Origin of the sequence: Candidatus Pantoea communis, from assembly GCF_011752685.1 — a bacterium.
GTDB lineage: Bacteria > Pseudomonadota > Gammaproteobacteria > Enterobacterales > Enterobacteriaceae > Pantoea > Pantoea communis.
The window spans coordinates 119,769-136,804 of record NZ_VWXC01000005.1 but is presented as its reverse complement, the minus strand read 5'-3'; the positions used below and the strand labels follow the sequence as shown (position 1 = coordinate 136,804).

The following is a 17,036-nucleotide window of genomic DNA, read 5'->3' as shown; positions in this document are numbered from 1 at the left end:
AGAACGCTGCCAGCGTAGGGGGCGCTATTCACAGGACTTAACGAAAGCTTTCGTCGGGCCGTCATTTGATGACGGCCAAAACCCTCTCGCTTCTATCAGGAGGCGGCGATAAACAACTCGCGCAGCTGGTGCAACTGGTCGCGCACACTGGCGGCCTCTTCGAACTCCAGATTCTGCGCGTGCTGCTGCATCTGCACTTCCAGCTCGTGAATTTTCTTCTGCATGGCTTGTGGCGTCAGCGCCAGATAGTTGGCCTCTTCTTCTGCCGCCACACGTGAGGCGGTTTTGCCCTTACCGCGCGTTTTCACCACGTTTTTGCCCAACTCAAGAATATCGGTGATTTTCTTGTTGAGGCCCTGCGGCACAATGCCATTCTCTTCGTTGTAACGCTGCTGCTTCTCACGACGACGTTCGGTTTCGCCCATCGCGCGTTCCATCGAAGGGGTGATCTTATCAGCGTACAGAATCGCCTTACCGTTGATGTTACGCGCCGCACGGCCAATAGTCTGGATCAGTGAGCGTTCGGAACGCAGGAAGCCCTCTTTATCCGCATCGAGGATCGCCACCAGCGACACTTCCGGCATGTCGAGACCTTCGCGCAGTAAGTTGATGCCCACCAGCACATCGAACTCACCGAGACGCAAATCACGAATGATCTCCATACGTTCAACCGTATCGATATCGGAGTGCAGATAGCGCACCTTCTCGCCGTGCTCCACCAGATATTCGGTAAGATCTTCCGCCATGCGTTTGGTCAGCGTAGTGACCAGCACACGTTCATTGATCGCCACGCGTTTGCGAATTTCTGATAGTAAGTCATCCACCTGAGTGGCGACCGGACGCACTTCCAGAATCGGATCCAGTAGCCCGGTGGGACGTACCACCTGATCAATCACTTCGTCACCGGATTTTTCCAGCTCATAGTTACCCGGCGTGGCCGAAACATAGATGGTTTGCGGTGCCAGCGCTTCAAACTCTTCAAAACGCATCGGACGGTTATCCAGCGCCGAAGGCAAGCGGAAGCCATATTCTACCAGCGTCTCTTTACGTGCGCGGTCGCCGCGATACATGCCGCCAATCTGGGGGATGGTGACGTGCGATTCGTCCACCACCAGCAATCCATCGGCGGGCAGGTAGTCAAATAAGGTCGGCGGTGGCTCGCCCGGACCGCGACCCGAGAGATAGCGCGAGTAGTTTTCAATGCCAGAGCAGTAGCCGAGTTCGTTCATCATTTCGAGATCGAACTGGGTACGCTGGCTGATGCGCTGCTCTTCCAGCAGTTTATTGTTCTCCAGCAGCACCTTGCGACGATCCACCAGCTCGACCTTGATCTCTTCCATCGCCTGCAGAATACGTTCGCGTGGCGTCACGTAGTGCGTTTTCGGATAGATGGTGAAACGCGGGATCACGGACTCAATCTGCCCGGTCAACGGATCGAACAGCGACAGACGCTCAACTTCTTCGTCAAACAGTTCGACACGCAAGCCGATGTCGTCGGATTCAGCCGGGAAGATGTCGATCACTTCGCCACGCACGCGGAAGGTGCCACGCTGGAACACCTGATCGTTGCGGGTATACTGCAGCTCCGCCAGACGGCGCAGAATGCTGCGCTGGTCGATAATCATGCCGCGCGTAAGGTGCAGCATCATTTTCAGATAGAGATCGGGATCGCCCAGGCCGTAAATCGCCGAGACCGAGGCCACCACAATCACATCACGGCGCTCCAGCATCGCTTTGGTGGCTGAGAGACGCATCTGTTCAATGTGCTCGTTGACCGCCGCATCCTTCTCAATAAAGGTGTCGGAACTCGGCACATAGGCTTCAGGCTGGTAGTAATCGTAATAAGAGACAAAAAACTCCACGGCGTTATCCGGGAAGAACTCTTTCATCTCACCGTATAACTGCGCCGCCAGCGTTTTGTTTGGTGCCATCACCATCGTCGGGCGATTGAGATCGGCAATCACGTTGGCGATGGTAAAGGTTTTACCCGATCCGGTTACCCCCAGTAGGGTTTGATGTGCGAGACCATCCTCCAGCCCCTCTTCAAGACGACGAATGGCCTCAGGCTGATCGCCTGAAGGTTTGAAATCAGAGTTGAGTTTGAAGGCTTTACTCATGGTTTTGCGGTTCCTGCAGAAGATGTCAGCGAGCAGGCTGATAATTCTACTCTGCTATGACGAATTTGCCAGAAAAAAATACTGGATATATTTACAGATATCTTGCACGATAACGGGGAAAGCACCTGTCTCGCTTCAGTGCAATTTAAGCGGCAAAAGACAAAAGCTTGTTGCGCAAGGTTATCCCCAGAGCCGTGACGCTTTTAACATTTGTCAAGAGAGCGTCATTAAATTGCAGTCCGATGACAAGGCAGAAAAATCTCAGGCTTGCTTTTAATTAACCTGCTGATTTTATTGGTAATGGTTCTAAAGTCCAGTTTCGCAGCATAATGTATGCAGGCCGCGTATTTCCTCGCTTCCACGCGGTTTTCAGTCGCTAATGCACAAGGTTATCCACAGGAATAGTGGATAACTGAATCCAGCCCCGAGCCCATCAGCTGTGTATAATTTTCCCCGCTCTTATCCTGGCGTGCGAAATATTTTTTTTTCGTTTTTTTTTCCGCCTGCCTTAAACCGCTTTAACTATCCTTTTGGCAAGTCAAGCACCATTGTTCTCGTAAAAACCATGCCTTAAGACCACTTATTTCTTCAGTGATTGCCTTATCAGTGAACAGATGCACCAGAAACGTTAAGCATTCAGCACCGTCAAAGTGCAGTCAGGTTATTACTCAGTGGGATTATTAAGTATTTCTCACCTTTTAAGCCCGCTTTCGCTGGATTCTGACTCAGAATATCCCGTTCCATTAACCTGGCCTGGTAATTGCAGTAGTTTAACGATGGAGTGACGAGTCCATACGGCTTGCCTTGCAGGCCATCAACAGCAGTGTCCACCTTAATCGTGCACGACTGTATGCCAGACGACACAGAGCGGGAGCATTCAGGCAAATAATCTGGAAGGAGTATGTCAGATGCTGAGTTTACGTTCGGTGAATCAGTTTTACGGTCACAACCATATCCTTTGGGATGTGGATCTCGATCTGCCGCCCGGCACCTGTACGGGTGTGCTGGGCAGTCCTGGCATGGGCAAAACCACGCTGGTGAACTGCATTATGGGTCGCTTGCCTATTAACAGTGGCTCAATGATCTGGCAGGAAGATGGCTCGCCACCCGAGAATTTGTTGCTGCAGCCCGCCGAACAGCGTGCGCGCATGGGGATTGGCTATGTGCCGCAAGGTCGCCATATCTTTTCGCAGATGAGCGTGGAAGATAATTTGATGATCGCGCTGATGGCCGCTCAGGACGATCGCAGCCGTGCCATTCCTGAAATGGTGTTTGATCTGTTCCCGGCACTCTATTCCTTGCGTCATCAGCGCAGTGGCGAATTGCCGATGGATCAACAGCAGCAGCTGGCACTGGCGCGAGCATTGGTGCTGCAACCTAAACTGCTGATTCTGGATGAGCCGACCGAAGGAATGTCGCCGTGGCTGGAAGAGGAGATGGGCAACCTGATCCGCCGTCTTAATCGCGATTACGGCCTGACCATTTTACTGCTGGAGCAGCATGTCTCCTTCATCCGCCGCGTGGCAGACTATTTCCTGCTGCTTCACCGTGGTCGCAATGTGGCGCAGGGTAAAGTCGCTTTGCTGGATGATGTGACGGTGAATAAGTGGCTGACAGCGACATGATGATGTGGTCGCCATCGATAAACTGCAGCCAAAATGTTGCATCACATTCTGACATTGAAGGTGCTGGTCTATGGCGGCCCTACGGACGAAATGATGTCAGGTGCGCACTGTTGCGTACCTGACATCGAATCGCCATCCATAACGATCCTACGGGCGATATGAAGTAGAGTGCGCATGAATGCGCATCTGAAACAGGCTCATGACTGCGGCAACGTTAAATACTGACCGCACTCGGCCTGTTGTGCTTCGCTGTCCAGATAGGGAATTTCACCGAGGAACGGTGCATCAATACGTTGACGCAGCGTGGCCATGTACTCGGCATGTCGTTTACCTGGCGGCTGAATATCATTGGCAATCCAACCGGCTAACCGCAACCCTCGCGCCTTCACCGCTTCCGCTGTCAGCATCGCGTGGTTAATACAACCTAGCTTCACCCCCACCACCAGAATCACCGGCAGTTGTTCCGCGTCGACCCAGTCAGCATAGGTCTGCGTCTCGGATAATGGCGTAAACCAGCCGCCCGCACCTTCAACCAATACCCATTCGGCCTGCTGCTCCAGCGCTCGCAATCCGGCTGACAGCGCAGAAAACGCAATCGGCCTGCCCTCTTCCGCGCTGACAATATGCGGTGACGTCGGCTCGACAAATGCCAGTGGATTCACCTGCTCATAGCTGAGCGCCAGGCTGCTGTAGCGCTGCAACGCTAGCGCATCGCTGTTACGCACGCCCTCTGGGGTGATCTCGCAGCCCGATGCCACGGGCTTGTATCCTGCGGTGCGTAAACCTGCTGCGCTTGCCGCCTGCAACAGTGCGCCACTGGCGACCGTTTTGCCCACTTCGGTATCCGTTCCGGTAATAAACCAGCGTGTCATTTGCTCAAAACTCCGTACATCAAGTGATAACTAAGACGATAACCCTGCGTATCCTGCGGCCAGTGCTGCTCCAGTTGCGTGAGCTGCGAGCGTGTGAGCGGCTGTGCGCCACGGCCGTCGTGCAGATGCGTAGCACCAATGCCTTTCAAAGAACGCATGGCACTCAGCGCGCTGGGGAAATGCAACGTGATAGTCTGCGGCTGGCACTGCGCCGGTAAACCTGTGAGAGCGGCAGAGAACTGCGCTGCGCTGAGAAAACGATTGGCGTGCTGACGGCCATCTAACCGAGCCCAGGCTTCATGCACTTCATGCAGGGAGCCATCGAGCAAGGTTGAGAACAGCACGCTGCCACCCGGCCGTGTGACGCGCAAAAACTGCTGCAACGCCAGGCGCAGATCGCTGCTCCACTGCACCGCCAGATTGCTCCACACGCCATCGACGCACGCATCCGGCAGCGGCAGATGATCGATATCGCCTTGCAGATAGTGCTGCGCCGAGCGCTGCTCACGCGCGGCGTCCAGCATCGCGCTGGAGAGATCCAGCGCCGTCAGTTCGCGCCCACGATCGCGCCAGTAGCGGCTGTACCAACCGGTGCCACAGCCCGCATCCAGCAGATGGGGCCCGAACCCCGCGGGTGCCAGCGCCAGTAGCGCATCGCCGCTCTGCCGTTGCAGCTCGGCATGCTGCTCGTAATGCTGTGCCGCACGGCCAAACGCTTTGGCGACCGCTAGCTTGTTAACCTGCAGCGTCATACAGCGCCTCCAGCAGACGATCAATATCGTCGTTATGATGGGCAGCAGTGAGCGTAATGCGCAGCCGCGCCGTGCCCGGCGGCACCGTCGGAGGACGAATGGCGCTAACCCAGCATCCCGCTTGTGCCAGTCGTTGTGACAACGCCAGCGCCGCGCTATTTTCGCCGACGATCAACGGCTGAATAGCACTGGCTGATGGCATCAGTTGCCAGGGCAAATCAGCGGCACCCGCCCGGAATCGCGCAATATGACTATTCAGCCGCTCACGCAGTTCATCGCCCTGCTGGATCTGGTGCAGCGCCGCCAGCAGCGCACAACACTGTGCCGGTGGCATCGCGGTGGAGTAGATCAGATGGCGTGAAAACTGTTCGACGTAATCCGCAGTAGCATCGTCACACAGCAGCGCTGCACCGCTGACGCCAAAGCCCTTGCCAAAAGTGACAATCAGCAATTCCGGCTTCACGCCCTGCTGCCAGCAACTGCCGCGCCCCTGCTCACCGTGCACGCCAATACCGTGCGCATCATCCACCAGCAGCCAGCCGTTGGCGCGGCGCGTCTCTTCAGCAAGAGCGGCGAGCGGTGCGCTGTCACCATCCATGCTGAATATGCCTTCGGTCACCACCAGCGTACCGCCTTCCGACGGGCTAGCCAGCAGTTTTGCCAGACTCTCCGGCTGGTTGTGCGCAAAGCGGCGTAATGTGGCGGGAGTGTGGCTGGCAGCATCCAGTAATGAAGCATGCGCCAGCTTATCAGCAAGAATGCGATCCTGCTTTTCAGCCAGCAGGTGGATCACCGCCTGGTTGGCGGCAAAGCCAGAGATAAACAGCAGTGCGCGTTTATAGCCCAGCCAGTCAGCCAGCTGCTCTTCTAACTGTGCATGATGACGGCTATAGCCCGTCACATGACCCGATGCGCCCGCTCCCGCTCCCGCCTCTGCCGCGCCCTGTTGCCAGGCCGCAATCACCGCCGGATGCTGGCTCAGCCCGAGATAATCATTGCTGGAGAAGTGCCGGTATGAACGCCCCTCCAGCGTTATCTCGCGCACGCTGTTGTGTTCAACCCGGCGTCGCAGACGCCAGCCATCGGCATCACGTCGCGCCGCCAGCGCCTGTTCGATGCGAGATGACCAGCCCATCACACCGCCGCGTTGTAGAACTGCTCGGTATCAGCATGCACCAGCTGCTCACTGAGCTGATACTGCTGTTCGTTATCACCGGCGGTAGTGGCGGTATGTTCTGGATTCAGGCCCAGCTTGCGGAACAGAATCAGATCTTTGTCCTCCTCCGGGTTTGGCGTGGTCAGCAGCTTGCAGCCGTAGAAAATCGAGTTAGCGCCGGCCATAAAGCACATCGCCTGCGTCTGTTCGCTCATCTGCTCACGACCCGCGGACAGGCGGACGTGTGACGATGGCATCATAATACGCGCCACGGCGATAGTGCGGATAAAGTCGAACGGCTCAACGTCATCGTTATCGGCCAGTGGCGTGCCTTTGACTTTCACCAGCATGTTGATCGGCACGCTCTCGGGCGGTGTCGGCAGGTTCGCCAATTGCACCAGCAAGCCAGCGCGGTCTTTCACGGTTTCACCCAAACCAACGATGCCGCCAGAACAGACTTTGATGCCTGCGCCGCGCACTTTATCCAGCGTATCCAGGCGTTCCTGATAGCTGCGGGTGGTGATGATGCTGCCGTAGAATTCCGGCGAGGTATCGAGGTTGTGGTTGTAGAAATCCAGCCCGGCGCTGGCCAAACGCTCCGCCTGGGTGTTATCCAGCGTGCCCAGCGTCATGCAGGTTTCCATGCCCATGGCTTTAACGCCCTGCACCATCTGCTCCAGATACGGCATGTCGCGTTCGTGCGGGTTTTTCCACGCAGCACCCATACAGAAGCGGCTTGATCCTGCCGCTTTGGCTTTACGCGCCGATTCCAGCACCGCTTCCACTTCCATCAGCCGCTCGGACTCCAGCCCGGTTTTGTAGCGCGCACTCTGCGGGCAGTATTTACAATCTTCCGGGCAGGCACCGGTTTTGATCGACAGCAGCGTACTGACCTGCACCTGACGCGGGTCAAAATGCTGACGGTGAACTTGCTGCGCTTCGAACATCAGCTCAAGGAAAGGTTTATCGAACAGAGCCTGGGCTTGTGTCAGTGTCCAGCGGTTTGCCATTGCTTACTCCAAAAAAAGGGGTTCATCCCGACGATTAACGTGGTTATACTTGTAAACTAAATCTTTTCAAAATGGTTTACAAGATCGATGTTCACCCAAGACGACCTCAACTTTGACCGCCAGCATATCTGGCATCCTTACACGTCAATGCGCGATCCCCTGCCCTGTTATCCGGTGGTCGCGGCGCACGGTTGCCAGCTCCAGCTGGCCGATGGACGTGAACTGGTTGATGGGATGTCGTCGTGGTGGGCAGCGATTCATGGCTATAACCATCCTCGTCTCAACAAGGCGCTGACGCAGCAAATGGCGCAGATGTCACACGTGATGTTTGGGGGCATTACCCATCCGTCGGCAGTGGCATTAAGCCGTCAACTGGTCGAGATGACCCCTGAAGCGCTGGAGTGCGTGTTCCTTGCCGATTCGGGGTCGATTGCCGTCGAAGTGTCGATGAAAATGGCGTTGCAGTACTGGCTGGGGCGCGGTGAAACGCGACAAAAATTCCTGACGCTGAAACGCGGCTATCACGGCGATACCTTCGCCGCCATGTCGGTGTGCGATCCGGAAAATTCGATGCACAGCCTGTGGCGTGGCTATCTGCCCGAGCATCTGTTTGCCGCTGCGCCGCAGTGCGGTTTTGATGACGAGTGGAACGATGCGGACTTCGCTGATTTCGCCCGGTTAGCCGAGACGAACCATCGCGACATTGCCGCGGTGATCCTTGAACCGATTGTGCAAGGCGCAGGCGGTATGCGTTTCTATCACCCGCGCTACCTGCAACAGGTGCGTGAGCTGTGCGACCGCTACGGTATCCTGCTGATTGCCGATGAAATCGCCACCGGCTTTGGCCGCAGCGGCAAGCTGTTTGCCTGTGAGCACGCCGGGATTACGCCAGATATTCTCTGCCTCGGTAAAGCGCTGACCGGCGGCACCATGACGCTCTCCGCCACGTTGACCACGCGCGAAGTGGCCGACACCATTAGCCGCAGTGCGGCAGGTTGCTTTATGCATGGCCCGACCTTTATGGGCAATCCGCTAGCCTGTGCGGTGGCTGTTGAAAGCCTGACAATGATCAACGAGGGACTCTGGCCTGCGCAGGTGGCGGCGATTGAACAGCAACTGCGTCGTGAGTTGTTGCCGTTGCGTGAGCATCATGCGGTGGTGGATGCACGCGTGCTGGGCGCGATTGGTGTGATTGAAACGCGTTCACCGGTCAATATGGCGGCGCTGCAGCAATTCTTTGTCGAGCGTGGCGTATGGATTAGGCCGTTCGGCAAGCTGATCTATCTGATGCCACCTTATCTGATTTCTGCCGCAGAGCTGGCGCAGTTAACCCAGGCGGTGCGCGCGGCATTGGACGTTGAGGCACATTTCCTGGCCTAAGCGAACTGGAAGTGGCGCGCGTTTTCCACCATGATGGAGAGCACACTGCACAACGGAAAAAGGAGAAGTCATGCGCGTAGTTAGCCAGGATTTTAAAGACGGCGATAAAATGCCCGAACGTCACGTTTTCAATGGGATGGGACGTCAGGGTGACAATCTGTCACCCCATCTGGCGTGGGATGAAGTGCCTGCTGGGACAAAGAGTTTTGTGGTGACCTGCTTCGATCCGGATGCCCCCACCGGTTCTGGCTGGTGGCACTGGGTCGTGGCAAATATTCCGGCTGACGTCACCGAGTTGCCGCAAGGCTCTGGTTCAGGCGTGGTCGAACTGCCTCCAGGTGCAATTCAAACCCGTACCGATTTCGGACAAACCGGCTACGGTGGTGCAGCACCACCGCAGGGTGATCCGCATCGCTATATCTTTACGGTGCACGCGATGGACACCGATAAGATTGATGTCGACGCCGGCGCGAGCGGCGCCATGGTCGGCTTTAATGTGCACTTCCATGCACTGGCAAGCGCGTCGATCACAGTTCTGTATTCTTGAAATGAGAACGGCGCCGAATGGCGCCGTTTTATCATCAATCCAGGGTGTGAATCACCACCCACATCGGACCTTGTCCTACCGCGTAGCGCGCCAGCGGTTGCAACAGACCGCGATCGGCAATCTTGTAGACTTCGATATGGTGCGACTTCTGACCTGCCGCCACCAGATACTGACCGCTGTTATCGATATTGAAGCCGCGCGGCTGAGTTTCGGTCGGCTGATAACCTTCAATCGCCAGCACTGAGCCATCTTCGCTGATGCTAAATGCAGTAAGGGTGCTGCTGGTGCGATCACAGGCGTAGAGGAAACGGCCGTCTGGCGTGATATGGATATCAGCCGCCCAGCGCGTGTCGCTGAAATCTTTTGGCATCATATCCAGACTCTGCACACGCTCAACCTGACCATGCACGTTGTTCAGTGCCCACACATCCACGGTGCTATCAAGTTCATTCACCACATAGCCGTACGCGCCATTTGGATGGAATGCCATATGGCGCGGACCCGCACCTTCAACCGTGGTGACCTGTGCTTGCTCGCGCGGTGCCAGAGTGCCATCGGCGTTAAGCTGGAACAGGCAGATACGATCCTGCTTCAGTGCTGGCACAAACAGCATTTGGTTGCTGAGATCGATATTGGCTGAATGGCAGCCATCCATGCCGCCAATCACCTGGCTTGGGGCTTGCGGCAAACCATCGCTGTCGATCGGGCTGATGCTGACGCATGCATCATTGTAAGAACCGCAGAACAGGAATTTACCCTGGCGATCGGTCGAAATATGCGTTGGGCTGCCCGGCAGTGGCGCTTCACCCGCCAGACTCAGAGAACCGTCGGCCGCAATGCGATACGCTAATACGCGAAAATTCGGACGAACACCGACATAGAGGAAATCTTTCTTCGGGCTCACCACCATCGGCTGCACCTGACCGGCCACATCCGTGACCTGCAATAACGTCAGTGCGCCATCTTCCTGCAACTGCCACGCATGGATCTGCTGGCTCTCGGGACTGGCGGTATACACGACTTGTTTCATGCGTTTTTCCTTATTCGCTGCCTGATGAAAGGGATAACTGTAGCGCGTTTCATTTTGCCGCGCTGGATTCATTTGTGCCCTGTTTTTTGTCTCAGGGCCGCTGCCGGGTGTAGACTCAATGCTTTGCTAACTCCCGGACGGAAAGTGTAATGAGCTACCGCGTAATCGCCCTTGACCTTGACGGCACCCTGCTGACCCCCACAAAAACCATTTTGCCTGAATCGATCGAAGCTTTAGCCCGCGCACAACAGGCGGGGGTCAAAGTGCTGATTGTGACCGGTCGCCACCACTGCGCCATTCATCCTTTTTATCAGGCGCTGCAGTTGGATACACCCGCAATCTGCTGTAACGGCACCTACTTGTACGATTATCAGGCGAAAAAGGTATTGGCTTCCGATCCGCTGGAAAAAAGCCAGGCGAGCCGCGTGATTGAGATGCTCGATCAGGAGAACATTCACGGCCTGCTGTATGTCGATGATGCCATGCTGTATCAGGAGCCGACAGGCCATGTGACCCGCACCCTGAACTGGGCACAATCCCTGCCGGAAGCGCAGCGTCCTCTGTTCCTGCAGGTGCCAAGCCTGGCGCAGGCGGCGCTGGATGCGCAATCCATCTGGAAGTTCGCTCTTTCGCATCCTGACACCCGTGCATTGCAGCAGTTCGCTGAACGCACTGAGGCCGAACTCGGCCTGGCGTGTGAATGGTCGTGGCACGATCAGGTGGATATCGCGCAGGCGGGCAACAGCAAAGGCAAGCGTCTGGCACAGTGGGTAGAGTGCCAGGGCTTCAGCATGCAGGATGTGCTGGCGTTCGGCGATAACTACAACGATCTCAGCATGCTGGAACAGGTCGGTTTAGGCGTGGCGATGGGCAATGCTGATGAGGCGATTAAAGCGCGCAGCAAAAAAGTGATTGGCACCAATCTGGAGCCAGGTATTGCCGAAGTGATTTATCAGGAAGTCCTGTAAGCACAGGATGTTCGCGGTGCGCATCAGGGCGCACCTTGCGAATGCTTAAGGTGCGGCCGCTGCTGCACCTCATCGTTAATAATGAGGGTCACACCGGGTGCTTTCATCCGCACATCGCACACATTTTGTCTGATCGCCCTTGATGACCCTAAGGTCAAGCCGTGATCGCCACACTCTTAATTTGCGCATACAGCCATTGATCGGGCCGGATCCCCAGCTCATCTCGCGCCCACGGCGAAATTCGCGCCCACAGCTCGCTAATGCCAATACGCAGCTTAACTTCAACCTGATCGTCAATCTCTAATAACTCGACCACCTGAGCTGGCAGGATATTGCGTACCGAGGTGTTTTGTGGCGGCTGTAAGGCCAGTGACACATCACCGGACGCGATACGAATACGCAGTGCGGTTTTCAGCGGCTGGTTAACACGGCTTACCCAGATATGCTGATCCCCCAAAGAGAGTGCCGTCATCGGGTAATCGGGATGCTGTTCCAGAACCTGCACTCTGAGCACGCTGCTGCGATCGGCTATCGGCAGCCACGGGCGCATGGCTGCACTACTCCACACCTTCTCCAGCGAGCCAAAGGCTTTGACCTTGCCGTTGTCGAGCACCAGCACGTTGTCCGCCAGTTGCAGAATTTCATCCAGGCTGTGCGAGACATAAAGAATCGGAATATCGACCTGTTTCGCCAGCTTTTGCAAATATGGCATCAATTCGCGTTTGCGTGGCAGATCCAGCGACGCCAGCGGCTCATCCATCAATAAGATGTCGGGCGCGGTAAGCAGTGCACGGCCAATCGCCACGCGCTGTTTCTCGCCGCCTGACAACGAGGCCGGAAAACGGCTCAGCAGGGGCTCGAGGCCCAGTAATGCCACCAGCGCGTTAAACTGCGGCTTCATGGCAGCTGCCATGCCATATTGCAAATTGCCGCGCACCCGATAGTGCGGAAACAGCCGAGCGTCCTGGAACACATAGCCAACGCGGCGTTTTTCCGGCGGCAGATTGACCTGCGTCGCCGAATCAAACAGCAGACGATCGTTGAGCTGAATCTGGCCGCTTTGCGGCTGTGTCAAACCGCCAATCGCGTTAATTAGCGAGGTTTTTCCCGCGCCGGACACACCGAAGATCGCCGTAATGCCGCTGCCGGGGATCTGCACGTTGACGTCCAGTTGGTGATCGCCCAGCAGCTGGGAAATATTGAGATTAAGCATCAGGCTGCCCCTAACCGCTTGCGGCCCCAGCGTGCCAGCAGCTCGGAAGCCACTAGCGATAACAGCGCCAGCGCAATGGCCACCGCACACAAGCGTGCGGCAGTGCCTTCTGCGCCGGGGGTTTCAATCAGGGTGAACATCGCCGAGGGAATGGTGCGCGTCTCGCCGGGGATATTCGAAACGAAGGTGATGGTGGCGCCAAACTCACCCAGTGAACGGGCGAAAGCGAGAACGGTACCGACAATGATACCCGGGAGCGTAAGCGGCAAGGTGATAGTGAAGAACACGCGCCAGCGACCGGCACCGAGCGTGCGTGCTGCCTGTTCCAGTTTGGTATCCACCGCTTCCAGTGCCAGACGAATCGCCCGCACCATCAAAGGAAACGCCATCACTGCTGAAGCCAACACCGCGCCCTGCCAGCTAAAGGCCAGGGTGAAACCGAACCAGTCGTAAAGCCACTCGCCGATGAATCCACGTCGGCCCAGTGCAATCAGCAACAGATATCCCACCACCACCGGTGGCAATACCAGCGGCAAATGGATAAGACTGTCGAGTAAGGTTTTACCTGGAAACCGGCAACGTGCCAGAATCCAGGCCATCATGATGCCAAACGGCAAGCTAAACAGCACCGCTACGCTGGAGACTTTTAAGCTGAGAAAAACGGCCTGCCATTCGGGATCACTGAGTATCATTTCTTCGGCGCAAATCCATACTGTTTAAACACAGCAGCGGCGTCCGGCCCCTGCAAATATTTGTAGAAGGCTTCAACCGTTGCGTTCTGATGATCTTTTACCACCGCCATCGGATATTCCACTGGCTTGTGGCTATCGTCCGGGAAGCGTCCTACCACCTGCACTTTGTCACTGGCAACCGCATCAGAACCGTACACGATGCCATACGGTGATTCATTGCGTTCAACCAGCGCCAATGCGGCACGGACGTTGTTAGCCGGTGCAAGCTGCGGCGACACCGTATCCCACGCGCCCAGCTTTTGCAGGGCTTCTTTGGCATAAATCCCTGCCGGGACATGATCCGGATCGCCCACCGCCAGACGCTCGCCTTTCAGCAAACTTTTCCAGTCAGTTTTTGCATTGATAGTCACCGCTTTTGCGCTGTCGCTTTTCGGTGCCACCAACACTAAATCATTGCCCAGCAAGGTGTAGCGGGTGTTCTCCACCACACTCTTTTTATCCACTGCGTAGTCCATCCACTGCTGGTCAGCAGAGATAAACAGATCGGCCGGTGCCCCCTGTTCGATCTGGCGCGCCAGCGTCGAGGATGAGGCGAAGGACGATACCACTTCAACGCCGCTTTTTTTCTGATATTGCGTGGCAATATCCTGCATCGCATTGGTTAACGATGCCGCAGCAAACACGGTGATCTTCTCTGCCGCCACAGCGTGACCGGCCATGGAAACAGTCAGTACGGTAACAGCAGCCCAGCGGTAATTGATTTTCAGCATTTTTTACTCCTTGTTACGTTATATATTTGATAATACAACGCAGGGACAAATGCTGTCATGAACTTAATATCGGCAGAATTGAGGGGAAGTTAAAGAAAAAACGCCCGCTGAATGCGGGCGCTTATAAAATCAGTGTTGCGAGCTGTTGGCAGGACGATCGTCGCGGCGGCCAAATTTGGAGATGACGTTGAACACTTCACCCAGGCCGTAAATCAGACCGAGCATAATGGCCATCACAATTGGCACCATGATGACAGCCACAGCCAGGCTTTTAAGCAGTTCCAGCATGGAAACCTCACGCAGAAAATAAAAAAGTGATTGTAACGGTTAGGGAAAAAAACGCACTGCCCTTTTCGTGCTTTTACTTTTGGCCTTACACTTGTCTTACTCACTTAAGGAGCTGACATGCAGGCAGAACTTTCTCTTCATATTCGTCTTCAGCAGAAGTTGTTTGCCGACCCACGCCGCATCGAACTGCTGAAACGCGTGCAGGAAACCGGCTCCATCAGCCAGGGCGCTAAGTTAGCGGGTATCAGCTACAAAAGTGCCTGGGACGCCATCAACGACATGAATCAGATGGCTGATCAAACCTTAGTCGACCGCGCCACCGGAGGCAAAGGCGGCGGCGGCGCGCAGCTGACGCGCTATGGCGAGCGTCTGATTCAGCTGTTTCACCTGATGGAGCAGATCCAGCAGAAAGCCTTTGATGCGCTGCAAAACGACAGCCTGCCGCTCGACAGTTTACTGGCGGCGATTGCGCGTTTCTCCCTGCAAACCAGTGCGCGCAATCAGCTATTTGGCACGGTGATGGCGCGCGATCACCATCAGGTGCAGCAGCACATTGAGGTTCAACTGGCCGATGGCGTCACGCGTTTGCAGGTGGCAATCACCGAACGCAGTGCCGAACGTTTGCAACTCGACAGCGGCAAAGAGGTGCTGGTGCTGATCAAAGCGCCGTGGATTCAGGTGAGCCGGGATGCGGTAAACAGCGATAATCAATTGCAGGTAACGATCAGCGCCATTGAGCCGGGTGAACAGGTCAGCGAAGTGTTGATGACACTGCCAAGCGGTGAAACCCTGTGCGCGACGGTGAATAACGCGCAGGTTCAACAGCAGAATCTGCAGCCTGGCGACAGCGTGACCGCCAGTTTTAATGCCGAACACGCCATCATCGCCACACTGCTCTGAAATCCAGGCCATGATTTGACTTCGTCTGCGTCGCTCGCTACAACTGAGTAACACGATGCATAAAACGGAATGAATCATGGCTTCATTGCAAATTTCGCAAGGAATATTTCACCTTAGCGACACCCGAGCACTGTCCCTCAACGATCTGACTGTCAACAGCGGCGAAAGCTGGGCCTTTGTCGGCGCCAACGGCAGCGGTAAATCCTCCCTGGCGCGCGCACTTTCTGGTGAACTCTCGCCGGGTAAAGGCGCGGTTACCCAGGACTTTCAGCGTCGCACGCGCCTCTCGCTGGAGCAGCTGCAAAAGCTGGTGGCGCAGGAGTGGGAACGCAACAACACCGATCTGCTGAGTGAAGGCGAAGACGATACCGGGCGCACCGCCGCACAGATCATTCAGGATGAAGTGAAAGATGAGTCGCGGTGTCAGGCGCTGGCCCAGCAGTTTGGCATCACCTATCTGCTCGATCGCCGCTTCAAATACCTCTCCACCGGCGAGACGCGCAAAACGCTGTTGTGCCAGGCGCTGATGGCGCAGCCCGATTTATTGATTCTCGATGAACCTTTCGATGGGTTAGATGTTGCCTCACGCGCCAGCCTGGCGGAGACGCTGAGCGATCTGCACCAGCATGGCTTTACCGTGGTGCTGGTGCTCAACCGCTTTGACGATATTCCTAACTTTGTGCAACAGGTCGGTGTGCTGGCCGAGTGCACCCTGACCCACGTGGGCAAACGCCAGGCGATACTGGCAGAAGCACTGGTGGCGCAACTGGCACACAGTGAGAAACTCGACGGCATGGCGTTGCCAGAAGCGGATGCACCGGATCAGTTACCACAACTGGCGGAAGATGCGCCGCGTGTTGTTCTGCGTAATGGTGTGGTGTCGTATAACGATAAAGCGGTGATCGATGGGCTGAGCTGGCAGGTGAATCCCGGCGAGCACTGGCAAATTGTGGGGCCCAACGGCGCGGGTAAATCCACTCTGTTGAGTCTGGTGACCGGCGATCATCCGCAAGGCTACAGCAACGACTTAACCCTGTTTGGTATCCGTCGCGGCAGCGGTGAAACCATTTGGGACATCAAACAGCACATTGGTTACGTCAGCAGCAGTTTGCATCTCGATTATCGTGTCAGCTGCAACGTGCGCACCGTGGTGCTCTCGGGCTTTTTCGATTCGATCGGCTTGTATCAACCCGCTTCGGATCGGCAGAAAGCGCTGGCGCGCCAGTGGCTGGCCTTATTGGGCATGGACAATCATCTGGCCGATGCGCCGTTCCACGGTTTGTCATGGGGCCAGCAGCGCCTGGTGCTGATTGCGCGTGCGCTGGTCAAACATCCTACCCTGCTCATTCTGGATGAGCCGCTGCAGGGGCTCGATCCAATTAACCGCCAGCTGGTGCGCCGCTTTGTTGATGTGCTGATTGGTGAAGGACGAACGCAGTTGCTGTTTGTCTCACACCACGCTGAAGATGCGCCGCAGTGTATTACTCATCGCCTGAGCTTTGTGAAGCAGGATGAAGGATACGGATTCCAGCAGGATGATTTGCGCTAACCTCGTCGTCATCAACCCCGCCCCTGCATCGTAGGGGCATATTTATGCTTCAATCCGGCCTTCTGCTAAACCCTTTATATTGTCGCGTGCGCATTGATATGCACCTCATTGAATAGCCGATGTAACCGCTACCATTTACCCGCCTGGTATTTCAGCAAACTCACCGC

The 17,036-nt window shown here is 56.0% G+C and carries 16 protein-coding genes; 6 read left to right on the top strand and 10 right to left on the bottom strand.

The window, feature by feature from the left end; translation table 11 throughout:
• Positions 1-95: 95 nt before the first annotated feature.
• Positions 96-2,117 (bottom strand): excinuclease ABC subunit UvrB, encoded by a 2,022-nt coding sequence (uvrB, locus tag F3J37_RS09180; protein ID WP_034821123.1) that lies wholly within the window; start codon positions 2,115-2,117, stop codon positions 96-98.
• A gap of 908 nt (positions 2,118-3,025) precedes the next feature.
• On the opposite strand from uvrB, the gene F3J37_RS09175 reads away from it, so the two are divergent.
• Positions 3,026-3,742: an ABC transporter ATP-binding protein gene (locus F3J37_RS09175; RefSeq protein WP_034821129.1), complete on the top strand. Its 717-nt coding sequence runs from the start codon at positions 3,026-3,028 to the stop codon at positions 3,740-3,742.
• 197 nt (positions 3,743-3,939) lie between these two features.
• Here F3J37_RS09175 and bioD read toward each other — a convergent pair whose 3' ends face one another.
• The 4 genes from bioD to bioB are packed head-to-tail and all read right to left on the bottom strand — an operon-like array spanning position 3,940 to position 7,532.
• A complete protein-coding gene (bioD, locus tag F3J37_RS09170; RefSeq protein WP_166933082.1) occupies positions 3,940-4,614 on the bottom strand; it encodes a dethiobiotin synthase in 675 nt (224 codons plus the stop codon).
• Complete coding sequence (gene bioC, locus F3J37_RS09165; protein ID WP_166933080.1) at positions 4,611-5,366, bottom strand: malonyl-ACP O-methyltransferase BioC; 756 nt, start codon at positions 5,364-5,366, stop codon at positions 4,611-4,613. The genes bioD and bioC overlap by 4 nt, the downstream gene beginning before the upstream one ends.
• Positions 5,350-6,501 carry an 8-amino-7-oxononanoate synthase gene (bioF, locus tag F3J37_RS09160; protein ID WP_166933078.1) on the bottom strand — a complete coding sequence of 384 codons (1,152 nt, stop codon included), beginning with the start codon at positions 6,499-6,501 and terminating at the stop codon, positions 5,350-5,352. Before bioF ends, bioC begins: the two co-directional genes overlap by 17 nt.
• A complete protein-coding gene (gene bioB / locus F3J37_RS09155) occupies positions 6,501-7,532 on the bottom strand; it encodes a biotin synthase BioB (RefSeq protein ID WP_034821141.1) in 1,032 nt (343 codons plus the stop codon). Before bioB ends, bioF begins: the two co-directional genes overlap by 1 nt.
• 87 nt (positions 7,533-7,619) lie before the next feature.
• Here bioB and bioA point away from each other — a divergent pair, with 87 nt between their 5' ends.
• Together bioA and F3J37_RS09145 are read left to right on the top strand one after the other, a co-directional pair.
• A complete protein-coding gene (bioA, locus tag F3J37_RS09150) occupies positions 7,620-8,912 on the top strand; it encodes an adenosylmethionine--8-amino-7-oxononanoate transaminase (RefSeq protein ID WP_166933076.1) in 1,293 nt (430 codons plus the stop codon).
• A gap of 70 nt (positions 8,913-8,982) precedes the next feature.
• On the top strand, positions 8,983-9,459 hold the full coding sequence (locus tag F3J37_RS09145) for a kinase inhibitor (protein ID WP_166933074.1): 477 nt from the start codon (positions 8,983-8,985) through the stop codon (positions 9,457-9,459).
• A 34-nt stretch (positions 9,460-9,493) separates the two neighbouring features.
• Here the strand turns inward: F3J37_RS09145 and pgl are convergent, their stop codons facing one another.
• Complete coding sequence (pgl, locus tag F3J37_RS09140; protein WP_166933073.1) at positions 9,494-10,489, bottom strand: 6-phosphogluconolactonase; 996 nt, start codon at positions 10,487-10,489, stop codon at positions 9,494-9,496.
• A gap of 149 nt (positions 10,490-10,638) precedes the next feature.
• Here pgl and F3J37_RS09135 point away from each other — a divergent pair, with 149 nt between their 5' ends.
• Positions 10,639-11,457: a pyridoxal phosphatase gene (locus F3J37_RS09135; protein WP_166933072.1), complete on the top strand. Its 819-nt coding sequence runs from the start codon at positions 10,639-10,641 to the stop codon at positions 11,455-11,457.
• Positions 11,458-11,611: 154 nt separating this feature from the next.
• Here F3J37_RS09135 and modC read toward each other — a convergent pair whose 3' ends face one another.
• The 4 genes from modC to F3J37_RS09115 form a co-directional block, all read right to left on the bottom strand.
• Positions 11,612-12,670, bottom strand: coding sequence for a molybdenum ABC transporter ATP-binding protein ModC (gene modC, locus F3J37_RS09130; RefSeq protein ID WP_166933070.1), 1,059 nt, complete (start codon positions 12,668-12,670; stop codon positions 11,612-11,614).
• Entirely contained in the window at positions 12,670-13,362 is a 693-nt protein-coding gene (modB, locus tag F3J37_RS09125; protein WP_166933069.1) for a molybdate ABC transporter permease subunit, read from the bottom strand. Before modB ends, modC begins: the two co-directional genes overlap by 1 nt.
• Positions 13,359-14,132 (bottom strand): molybdate ABC transporter substrate-binding protein, encoded by a 774-nt coding sequence (gene modA / locus F3J37_RS09120; RefSeq protein ID WP_097117398.1) that lies wholly within the window; start codon positions 14,130-14,132, stop codon positions 13,359-13,361. The genes modB and modA overlap by 4 nt, the downstream gene beginning before the upstream one ends.
• A 129-nt stretch (positions 14,133-14,261) precedes the next feature.
• A complete protein-coding gene (locus F3J37_RS09115; RefSeq protein WP_013508338.1) occupies positions 14,262-14,420 on the bottom strand; it encodes an AcrZ family multidrug efflux pump-associated protein in 159 nt (52 codons plus the stop codon).
• Between the two features lie 117 nt (positions 14,421-14,537).
• Between F3J37_RS09115 and modE the strand changes: the two genes are divergently transcribed.
• Both modE and modF read left to right on the top strand, forming a co-directional pair.
• Positions 14,538-15,320 carry a molybdenum-dependent transcriptional regulator gene (gene modE, locus F3J37_RS09110; RefSeq protein WP_166933067.1) on the top strand — a complete coding sequence of 261 codons (783 nt, stop codon included), beginning with the start codon at positions 14,538-14,540 and terminating at the stop codon, positions 15,318-15,320.
• A gap of 76 nt (positions 15,321-15,396) precedes the next feature.
• Positions 15,397-16,869, top strand: coding sequence for a molybdate ABC transporter ATP-binding protein ModF (modF, locus tag F3J37_RS09105; protein WP_166933066.1), 1,473 nt, complete (start codon positions 15,397-15,399; stop codon positions 16,867-16,869).
• The last annotated feature ends 167 nt before the right edge of the window (positions 16,870-17,036 follow it).

Coding starts and splice junctions, on each gene's coding strand:
- F3J37_RS09135 (WP_166933072.1), top strand. CDS start 10,639: ATGAGCTACCGCGTAATCGCCCTTGACCTTGACGGCACCCTGCTGACC.
- uvrB (WP_034821123.1), bottom strand. CDS start 2,117: ATGAGTAAAGCCTTCAAACTCAACTCTGATTTCAAACCTTCAGGCGAT.
- modB (WP_166933069.1), bottom strand. CDS start 13,362: ATGATACTCAGTGATCCCGAATGGCAGGCCGTTTTTCTCAGCTTAAAA.
- pgl (WP_166933073.1), bottom strand. CDS start 10,489: ATGAAACAAGTCGTGTATACCGCCAGTCCCGAGAGCCAGCAGATCCAT.
- bioB (WP_034821141.1), bottom strand. CDS start 7,532: ATGGCAAACCGCTGGACACTGACACAAGCCCAGGCTCTGTTCGATAAA.
- bioF (WP_166933078.1), bottom strand. CDS start 6,501: ATGGGCTGGTCATCTCGCATCGAACAGGCGCTGGCGGCGCGACGTGAT.
- modE (WP_166933067.1), top strand. CDS start 14,538: ATGCAGGCAGAACTTTCTCTTCATATTCGTCTTCAGCAGAAGTTGTTT.
- F3J37_RS09145 (WP_166933074.1), top strand. CDS start 8,983: ATGCGCGTAGTTAGCCAGGATTTTAAAGACGGCGATAAAATGCCCGAA.
- F3J37_RS09115 (WP_013508338.1), bottom strand. CDS start 14,420: ATGCTGGAACTGCTTAAAAGCCTGGCTGTGGCTGTCATCATGGTGCCA.
- bioA (WP_166933076.1), top strand. CDS start 7,620: ATGTTCACCCAAGACGACCTCAACTTTGACCGCCAGCATATCTGGCAT.
- modF (WP_166933066.1), top strand. CDS start 15,397: ATGGCTTCATTGCAAATTTCGCAAGGAATATTTCACCTTAGCGACACC.
- modA (WP_097117398.1), bottom strand. CDS start 14,132: ATGCTGAAAATCAATTACCGCTGGGCTGCTGTTACCGTACTGACTGTT.
- modC (WP_166933070.1), bottom strand. CDS start 12,670: ATGCTTAATCTCAATATTTCCCAGCTGCTGGGCGATCACCAACTGGAC.
- bioD (WP_166933082.1), bottom strand. CDS start 4,614: ATGACACGCTGGTTTATTACCGGAACGGATACCGAAGTGGGCAAAACG.
- bioC (WP_166933080.1), bottom strand. CDS start 5,366: ATGACGCTGCAGGTTAACAAGCTAGCGGTCGCCAAAGCGTTTGGCCGT.
- F3J37_RS09175 (WP_034821129.1), top strand. CDS start 3,026: ATGCTGAGTTTACGTTCGGTGAATCAGTTTTACGGTCACAACCATATC.